At 35.6% G+C, this 4,519-nt stretch carries 5 protein-coding genes; 3 read left to right on the plus strand and 2 right to left on the minus strand.

Annotated features, from left to right (window positions below; all coding sequences use genetic code 11):
- Nucleotides 1-99 precede the first annotated feature (99 nt).
- A complete protein-coding gene (gene folK, locus K1X44_08755; GenBank protein MBX7147377.1) occupies nucleotides 100-627 on the minus strand; it encodes a 2-amino-4-hydroxy-6-hydroxymethyldihydropteridine diphosphokinase in 528 nt (175 codons plus the stop codon).
- 462 nt (nucleotides 628-1,089) lie between these two features.
- On the opposite strand from folK, the gene K1X44_08760 reads away from it, so the two are divergent.
- Both K1X44_08760 and K1X44_08765 read left to right on the plus strand, forming a co-directional pair.
- Nucleotides 1,090-1,707, plus strand: a complete 618-nt coding sequence (locus K1X44_08760; protein MBX7147378.1) for an NYN domain-containing protein — start codon at nucleotides 1,090-1,092, stop codon at nucleotides 1,705-1,707.
- Between the two features lie 25 nt (nucleotides 1,708-1,732).
- The gene (locus tag K1X44_08765) at nucleotides 1,733-2,371 is read left to right on the plus strand and encodes a uracil-DNA glycosylase (GenBank protein ID MBX7147379.1); all 639 of its coding nucleotides are present in this window, start codon (nucleotides 1,733-1,735) and stop codon (nucleotides 2,369-2,371) included.
- 19 nt (nucleotides 2,372-2,390) lie between these two features.
- Here K1X44_08765 and smpB read toward each other — a convergent pair whose 3' ends face one another.
- Nucleotides 2,391-2,852, minus strand: a complete 462-nt coding sequence (gene smpB, locus K1X44_08770; protein MBX7147380.1) for an SsrA-binding protein SmpB — start codon at nucleotides 2,850-2,852, stop codon at nucleotides 2,391-2,393.
- Nucleotides 2,853-3,026: 174 nt separating this feature from the next.
- Between smpB and K1X44_08775 the strand changes: the two genes are divergently transcribed.
- The coding region (locus tag K1X44_08775) for a hypothetical protein (GenBank protein MBX7147381.1) at nucleotides 3,027-4,519 on the plus strand (1,493 nt) is incomplete at its 3' end.

A 4,519-nucleotide genomic window follows, 5' to 3' on the forward strand; every position in this document is an offset into this window, starting at 1 on the left:
GCTGATCCGGTATTAAATTGGATCGCACTGCTGATCCGGTATTAAATTGGATCGCACTGCTGATCCGGTATTAAATTGGATCGCACTGCTGATCCGGTATTAAATTGGATCGCACTGCTGATCCGGTGGCAAATTTTGCAAAAATTCATCTATTGTCTTTTTGCTAACAGGATGAAACCAATCAGGCATAATCTCTTTTAAAGGGTGAAGAACAAATGCCCTTTCATGCAACCTTGGATGGGGTATAACAACATTTTGATGCTCGACAATAAAACATCCAAAAGTTAAGAGATCAAGATCAAGATAACGTGGTTCGTTTTTTACATGTCGTGTTCTGCCAAATTTTTCTTCTACGGTATGAAGAATATTTAAAAGCACTATAGGGTCATAAGTATCCCTATAATCAATTAAGCATACCCCATTAATATACCAGGGTTGGTCTGATAAAGGCACAGGTGCCGTTTTATACCAAGAAGATTGAGCCGCAATTTTTATGTTATATTTTTGTAAAGCAGTAAGAGCCAGCTCACACGTGTTTTGTGCTGCCCCATAATGGGGATGGGGTAAATTGGCTCCAACACCAATTAAAATGGGAAAATTTGGTAAAATAGAAAAATCAGACGCCATTTTCATTACCATTCAATATTTGTATTAAGATTTGTATCAGATTTAGTTTTTAAATTACTATCTTATTACTCAACTACATTTTGAACTGATTCCAGAATCAATCACGTAATAGAATGAACCTATAGCTAAAAAATAACAACAATTTAAATAAAAAATTATTTTATGCTCATTTTTTGTTCTAGTTGATTTTCTTTCTGTATCATTTTATTAAAAAAATAATAATTTTCATAAGATGTATTATTTTTTTATTGGTTATTATTAATTTATACGTTATTATAATAATTATTTTATTATGAACTTTTTAATTAACTTCCAAACTAAAACATAGACATTTATTTATGGTATATACATTGATATTAGATTCTAAACTTTTTAAGATGTTATCTATATTTATTGATATTTATGATAATATTTATTGTTAATGGATTCTGCTCTTTGTGTTGCCAGAAAGGCATTTAACAAATGAAGTTTTATACCCAGGAACGCGTTGGCATCTTTATTGACGGTGCTAACCTTTATGCTGCTGCCAAGGCTTTAGGCTTTGATATTGATTATCGCCGTTTATTAAAACTTTTTGCGGATCAAAGTACATTAATTCGTGCTTTTTATTATACCGCCCTTCTTGATGAACAAGAATATTCTCCTGTCCGTCCCTTGGTTGATTGGTTAGATTATAATGGTTATACCATGATCACCAAACCCACCAAAGAATACACAGATGCAACAGGACGCAGAAAAGTTAAAGGCAATATGGATGTTGAACTTGCCATTGATGTGATGGAAATGGCCCAACATCTTGATCATATTGTTTTATTTTCTGGGGATGGTGATTTTCGCCGTCTTGTTGAAGCCGTGCAAAGACGTGGTCTTCGTGTTACTGTTGTTAGCACCGTGCGTTCCCAGCCCCCCATGGTCGCTGACGAATTAAGACGCCAAGCCGATATCTTTCTTGATCTTGGTGATCTGACTGATCATATTGCAAGACCTATCAATCAATCTAACAATTTTCCAGAACATGCAGAACGTCAAGCTTATATGACACCTGCCTCCCCCCTGGATGCCTTTGATGGATTGCAGTAAAGAAATTTTCAAAGGCAATTAGGATATTGTTTTGGTATCTCATGAACCTTCTTTAACATGTGCATTGTGCCCAAGGTTAACCGAATTTCGAATAAAAAATAAAAACCTTTATCCCACTTGGCATAATGCACCGGTTCCTTCTTTTGGTGATTTTAAAAGTAATATACTTATTGTAGGATTGGCCCCCGGTCTTCAAGGGGCTAATCGAACAGGACGTCCTTTTACCGGGGATTATGCGGGTGATCTTCTCTACCAAACCTTATTGGACTTTAATCTAGCAACTGGTGTCTATGACCCAGAACAACCTTCCCTTTATCATTTAAAAAATGTCAGAATTACAAATGCTGTTCGCTGCGTCCCACCTGAAAACAAGCCAGAATCCCAAGAAATTAATCATTGCCTTCCATTTTTAAAATCAGAAATAGCTGCAATGGTTCATTTGAAAATTATTCTAACTTTGGGGACAATTGCCCATAATTCTGTTCTTAAAGCTTTAGATTATAAAAAAACTTTGTACCCTTTTAAACATGGGGCATCTTATCCTCTAACCCCTTCCTTAATCTTGGTTAATAGTTATCATTGTTCTCGTTATAATACCAATACAGGTCGTTTAACATCAGAAATGTTTCAGGATGTTTTTCGTATTCTGACAAAATTTTTATAAAAATTTAATATATACAATTTTATTCTTTTGCCCGCTTCATAATCGCAGCTTTTTGTCTATTCCAATCGCGTTCCTTTTCAGTATTTCTTTTATCAATTTGCCGTTTACCTTTAGCCAACCCAAGTTCGACTTTAGCAATACCACGATCATTAAAATAAATTGATAATGGGATTAAAGTCATACCTTGCCGTTGAATAGATCCAATAAGCTTATTGAACTGTCTTTTTCTAAGCAATAAACGTCTTGGCCTTAAAGGTTCATGATTAAATTGATTGGATGCTTTATATTCTGGAATATGGGCATTAAAAAGAACCATATAATCATTATCAAAACTCGCATAAGCATCCAAAAGCGATGCTTTTCCACTTCGTAGCGACTTAACCTCGCTGCCCACTAAAATCATCCCGGCTTCAATCTTATCTTCGATAAAATAATCATGATAAGCTTTACGATTTTGGGCTACAATGTGTTGTTTTGACATGTTCTATAACTATAGTTAGGTATTTTGAAAGAGTATAAAGATAAAAGAGCATTTTGTAAAATCGATACCGGTAATTTTTATAAGTTTTTTAATTATTTAAACTTTACTACTTAACACTTTTTAGGTAGGGTATAAAAACTCCGTAACTTTTGTGTTGATTTTTATTTTAAAGCAATGTTTAAGACATTTCAAAGCCTCTTGTGGCAAAGACGTTTTTTATTATTACGCTTTGCCTTTCAGCTTAAAATTCTATTCTTTTTATCTATTCTGGGGTCAGAAATTATAGGCCATCAAGCGCTTGCCAAATATTTAACACCTAATGATTTATCTTTAACCCAAAAAGCTTTTGCTGAAATCGATAAAAAGCAATGGAAGAATGCGTTGGCAACTGCGGCACGTATTAAAAATCCTATTGCTCAAGATCTTATTGAATGGCTTGATCTTATAAGACCAGATTCTGCTTTTTCCTTTGAACGACTTAATGGTTTTTTATCAACACATCCAAATTGGCCATCGCAAAATACCCTTCGTATTAAAGCAGAGATGGCTATTACAGATATTTTATCACCAGATTTTATTATTAAATGGTTTTCGAAATATGATCCTTTAACATTAGTGGGCAGTATGAAATTGGCTGAAGCTATGTTTGCCAAAAAAATGGATAAACAAGCTATCAGCATGTTACGTAATGGATGGATAAAATATAATGGTACCGAAAGTGTTGAAGCAGATTTTATAGCCTATTATAAAAACTATTTACAACCCTCCGACCATAATGCCAGACTTGATCGTTTACTATGGGATGAAAATTTAGAAGCCGCAGAACGCATGCTGCCTTTTGTTGATCAAACCCAACAAGTTTTAGCAAGAACCAGAATTAGCTTAATTAACAACAGTATCAATGGCGTCAATATGGCACGAACCATACCGGCCAATATACGTACAGCAGGTCTCATGTATGATCTTGCACGTTGGTATCGTTCCCAAGACCAATTCCCTCAAGCTGCACAATCGCTTGATCCCCCACCCAATTTTATTCCAAGACCAGAATTATTTTGGCCCCAACTTGATAATGCGGCCAGACGCGCTTTAGTGCGGGGTGATTATCAACTTGCTTATCGTCTTGCCCAGGGACATGGTGCACCCTCAGGAATTAGCTTTGCTGAAGGTGAATGGTTGGCTGGGTGGATTGCTTTAAGCTATTTACATGATGCTAAACGCGCGTTCGATCATTTTACAAAATTATATAATGGTGTTTTAACAGCTTTGAGCCGATCAAGGGCAGCCTATTGGGCAGGATTGGCTGCAGATAAAATGGGGGATAAAGCTACAGCCCAAAAATGGTACAATATTGGTGCTGCTTACCCTAGCGCCTTTTATGGTCAACTTTCGACCGCCCGTTTAAATACCAAATCTTTATTAAACTTATCTGTACTTAAAAAATCTGGTAAAACGCAAAAAGCGGCTTTTGATCAAGGTGATTTAACAAAAGCTATTCTTATTCTCAACGACGTATCTCAAGAAAAAAGAATGCAACCTTTCTTTTTAAAATTAGCAGATATGGCCGAAAGTGAAGAAGAATTACAAATGATAGCAGATCTTGCCAAATCGCTCGCCCTCCCTAAATATTCTCTTATGGTTGCCAAACAAGGACGCAACAAAGGATT

This window comes from Alphaproteobacteria bacterium (assembly GCA_019695395.1).
GTDB lineage: Bacteria > Pseudomonadota > Alphaproteobacteria > JAEUKQ01 > JAIBAD01 > JAIBAD01.